The 4,006-nt window shown below is 70.3% G+C and carries 3 protein-coding genes; 2 read left to right on the top strand and 1 reads right to left on the bottom strand.

Annotation, left to right across the window (positions count from 1 at the left end):
- Positions 1 to 554, bottom strand: a 554-nt coding sequence (locus IY392_RS10430; protein WP_194861162.1) for an enoyl-CoA hydratase/isomerase family protein, incomplete at its 3' end; no start/stop codon positions are given.
- 115 nt (positions 555 to 669) lie between these two features.
- On the opposite strand from IY392_RS10430, the gene IY392_RS10425 reads away from it, so the two are divergent.
- Together IY392_RS10425 and IY392_RS10420 are read left to right on the top strand one after the other, a co-directional pair.
- Positions 670 to 2,325, top strand: a complete 1,656-nt coding sequence (locus tag IY392_RS10425) for an AMP-binding protein (RefSeq protein WP_194861161.1) — start codon at positions 670 to 672, stop codon at positions 2,323 to 2,325.
- Positions 2,322 to 3,947, top strand: coding sequence for a sodium:solute symporter (locus IY392_RS10420; RefSeq protein ID WP_194861160.1), 1,626 nt, complete (start codon positions 2,322 to 2,324; stop codon positions 3,945 to 3,947). The genes IY392_RS10425 and IY392_RS10420 overlap by 4 nt, the downstream gene beginning before the upstream one ends.
- Positions 3,948 to 4,006: the final 59 nt, after the last annotated feature.

Here is a 4,006-nt window from a genome sequence, read left to right as displayed (position 1 = left end):
GCCTGGCCGTCCGGGACCACCTCGTCGACCGCGCGCAGCTCGAGCGCCTCGGCGGCGGTGAGCGTGCGACCGGTCAGGCACAGCTCCTTGGCCACCGCGGGCCCGACCAGGCGCGCGAGCCGCTGGGTGCCGCCGGCGCCGGGGATGATGCCCAGGAGTATCTCGGGCTGGCCGAGTGTGGCCCTCTCGGCGGCGATCCGCCGGTCGCAGCACAGCGCCAGCTCCATGCCGCCGCCGAGTGCTGCGCCGGTGATCGCGGCGACCGTGGGCTGGGGGATCTCCGCGACCGCGGTGAACGCCGACTGCAGCTCGCGGGCCTCGGTGAGCATCCGCGCGTACGGCATCTGCCGCATCTCCTTGATGTCCGCGCCGGCGGCGAAGACCCGGTCGCTTCCGGTGAAGACCACGGCGTCGACGTCGGTGCGCCCCGAGACTTCCTGCGCCACGGCCCGCAGTTCCTCCTGCATGCCGCGGGACAGAGCGTTGACCGGCGGGCGGCTAAGGGTGACCGTCGCCAGTCCGTCAACGACGTCGAGGGATAGGAATTCATACATGCAGGGGCTCCGAACGTAGGGGGAATCTCCATTGTATGTGAACCAGGCCACTCATACCGTCGTGGGGCGAGCTCCTCCGAGTGAGGGGGCTCACAGAGACTGAGGAGTTGAACCCATGCCATCGACCGTCCAGGCACGGCCCTGGCGTCCGCCGCTGGGGCCCGAGGGCTTCCAGTGGGAGATCCCGGACCGATTCAACATCGGCGCCGCCTGCACGGACGCCCATGCGCGGCAATCCCCCGCAATCGTGGTGGACCGCGGCGACGACCCGCCGGAGGTCACCACGTTCGGCGAACTCGGCGACCGCGCCCGCCGCCTCATCACCTTTCTCCGCGACCGCGGGGTCGGCGAGGGCGACCGAGTCGCCGTGATGTGCGCGCAGTCCGCCGAGACCGCCGTGGCCCACGTGGCCGCCTACCTCATGGGCGCGATCGCGGTCCCCCTCTCGGTGAAGTTCGGCCCCGAGGCCGCGCTGTTCCGCATGGGTGACTCCGGGGCCGTGGCCGCGGTGTTCGACGCGGACTGCTATGCGCGCCTGGCCGGCGAACTGGCCGAACTGCCCGAGCTGGCCACGGTGCTGGTCGCCGGCGAGATGGGGCCGGCCGCGGAGGCGGGGGCGCTCACCGCGCTGCCGCTGTCGGTGACGGACTCGGCCGACCTCGCCGTCGTCGTCGCGGACACCGGGCCCGACGACCCGGCCCTGCTCATCTACACCTCCGGAACCACCGGCCAACCCAAGGGCGCCCTGCACGGGCACCGCGTGGTGCTGGGGCACATGCCCGGGGTGGTCCGCGCGCTCGACGGGTTCCCCGAGCAGGGCGACGTGTTCTGGACCCCCGCCGACTGGGCCTGGGCCGGTGGGTTGCTCGACGTGTTGCTGCCGAGCCTCTACAGCGGTGTACCCGTGGTGGCCTCGGCCCGGCGGCCCAGCCCCGAGACCGTCGAGCACATCCTGCGGCGGCACGGGGTGACCTGCTCGTTCCTGCCGCCGACGATCCTCAAGATGATGCGCGCGTCCGAGGTCGACTACTCGACCACCGGGCTGCGGGCGGCGTTCTCCGGGGGCGAGGCGCTGGGCGAGGCCGTGGCCGAGTGGGCGCGCGAGGCGCTGGGGGTGCAGGTCAACGAGATCTACGGGCAGACCGAATGCAATCTGATCGTGGGCACCTGTCATTCGGAGTTCGCGACCCCGCCCGGCTCCATGGGCCGCCCCACGCCCGGGTTCGACCTGGTCCTGATCGACGAGGCGGGCCAGCCGGTCGCGGCGGGTGAGGTCGGCGAGATCTGCGTGCGCCTGCCCAGCCCCAACGCGTTCCTGCGCTACTGGAACGCGCCCGACAAGACCGCGGAGAAGACCGCCGGTGGAGTGCTGCACACCGGGGATCTGGCGCGGGTCGACGAGAGGGGGAGCTTCTGGTTCTCCGGCCGCAACGACGACCTGATCTCCTCGTCCGGCTACCGCGTGGGCCCCGGCGAGATCGAGGACCAGATCCTGCGCCACAGTGGGGTCGAGATGGTGGCCGTGATCGGCGTGCCGGACGAGCTGCGCGGAGAGGCGATCGTCGCGTACGTCGTCCCCGCCGAGGGGACCAGCGGCACCGACGAGTTGGCCCGCGAGATCCAGGCCCTGGTCAAGGAGCGACTCGCCTTCTACCAGTACCCGCGGGAGGTGCGGTTCCTCGACGAGCTCCCCACCACCAACACCGGAAAGATCCGCCGCGCCGCGCTGCGTAACGACCACAACCGACCGACCCCTGAGGATCCCTCATGAACAACCCCGTCGTCATAGGCGTCGTGCTCGCCTATTTCGTGCTCATGTTCGCCATCGGCGCGTGGGCCAACACCAAGATGAAGTCGGCCAAGGAGTTCCTCGTCGCGGGGCAGTCCCTGGGCTTCTTCGTCATGGCCATCGCCAGCTTCTCCTCCATCCAGTCCGGCTGGGGCATGGTCGGCGGAACCGGCCAGACCTACGCCTGGGGCCTGCAGGCGCTCATCGCCGTGGGGCTGCTCGCGCCCTTCGGCTTCGCCGTCGCCTGGTTCCTGCTGGGCAGCCGCCTCAACTGGATCGGCAAGAAGCACCGCGTCTACTCGGTGCCCGACCTCATCCGGGTCCGGTTCCAGGACCGGACCTCACACGCCACCATGTCGGTCGCGATCTTCATCGCCTCGATCGCGTACATGACCGCCCAGGTCACCTCGATCGGCGTGATCATCTCGCTGCTGCTGGGCACCTCGATCCCCACCAGCGTGTGGATCGGATCGGTGGTCGTGGCCGCGTACACGATGGCCGGCGGCATGCTCGCGGCCGTGTGGACCGACCTCGTGCAGGGCGTGCTCATGGTGGTCATGTCCGTGGGGCTGTTCTTCTTCGCCGTCCAGGTGGCCGGCGGCTGGCTCCCCATGCTCGACACCATCTCGGCAGGCAGCGCGGAGATGCTCTCGATCGACGGCGTCCAGGCGCCGACCTACATCTTCGCCTTCGGGCTGTTGATCTTCGTGGGCGCCGTGGGCCAGCCGCAGCTGCTCACCAAGTTCCTCATGCTCCGCGACATGACCCAGCTCAAGTGGGGTGCGGCCGTGGCGGGCATCGCCTACGCCATCACCACCCTGTTCTCCGTCGGCATCGGCCTGGCCACCCGCTCCATGACCCTCACCGGCGACGCGCCCGAGCTCGAGAACATCGACGACACCGCCATCTGGTTCCTCGACTCGGTGACCAACCCGATCGTCGGCGGCATCGCGCTGACCGGCCTGCTGGCGGCCATCATGTCCTCGGCCTCGAGCTTCATCACCATCGGCGCGTCGTCGATGATGCGCGACCTGCCCGGCGCCTTCGGCATCAAGGTGGTCCGCGAGCTGCTGTGGAGCCGGATCGCGAGCCTCACCCTGGTGGTGCTGTCGGTCCTGCTCACCCTGTTCCTCTCGCAGGTGGTGTTCCTGCTCGGCGCGCTGGGCTGGGCCGCCTTCGCCGCCGCGATCGTCGGGCCGGTGGTCATGTCCATCTACTGGCATCGCGCCACGGCCACCGCCGCGACCGTGACAGTGGCGTTCGCGATCCTCGGCAACATGATCATCACCTCCCTGGCCGCGCGGGACATCATCTCCGTTCCCGCGTTCATGCAGGTCGGCGGCATCTCGCTGCTCGTGTCGATCGTGCTGTTCTACGTGGTGTCGCTGATGACCACCAACCGGCACCCCGACGCCACCCTGGAGTTCCTCTACGGCGGCCGGAGTTCCGTGACCGACCCGCGGCTCAGCGGCGGGGCCGCCCCGACTGCGGACACCACCACCGCGGCGTCCTCCCAGGCCGGCTCGACCGCAGCGTCCCGACGGGCCACCTCCACCGCAGTGTCCTCCCGGGCTGCCTCCACCGAAAGGAACGACCATGTCTGATCACGCTTCTGATCCCGCTGCGCGCGGCCGCGGACTCGAGGGCGCACACGGCCGGGCGC

Source organism: Dietzia sp. SYD-A1, from assembly GCF_015356725.1.
In the GTDB taxonomy this organism is placed as follows: Bacteria; Actinomycetota; Actinomycetes; order Mycobacteriales; family Mycobacteriaceae; genus Dietzia.
The sequence above is the reverse complement of the archived record's forward strand: the minus strand, read 5'-3'. Positions and strand labels throughout refer to the sequence as shown.

Coding starts and splice junctions, on each gene's coding strand:
- IY392_RS10425 (WP_194861161.1), top strand. CDS start 670: ATGCCATCGACCGTCCAGGCACGGCCCTGGCGTCCGCCGCTGGGGCCC.
- IY392_RS10420 (WP_194861160.1), top strand. CDS start 2,322: ATGAACAACCCCGTCGTCATAGGCGTCGTGCTCGCCTATTTCGTGCTC.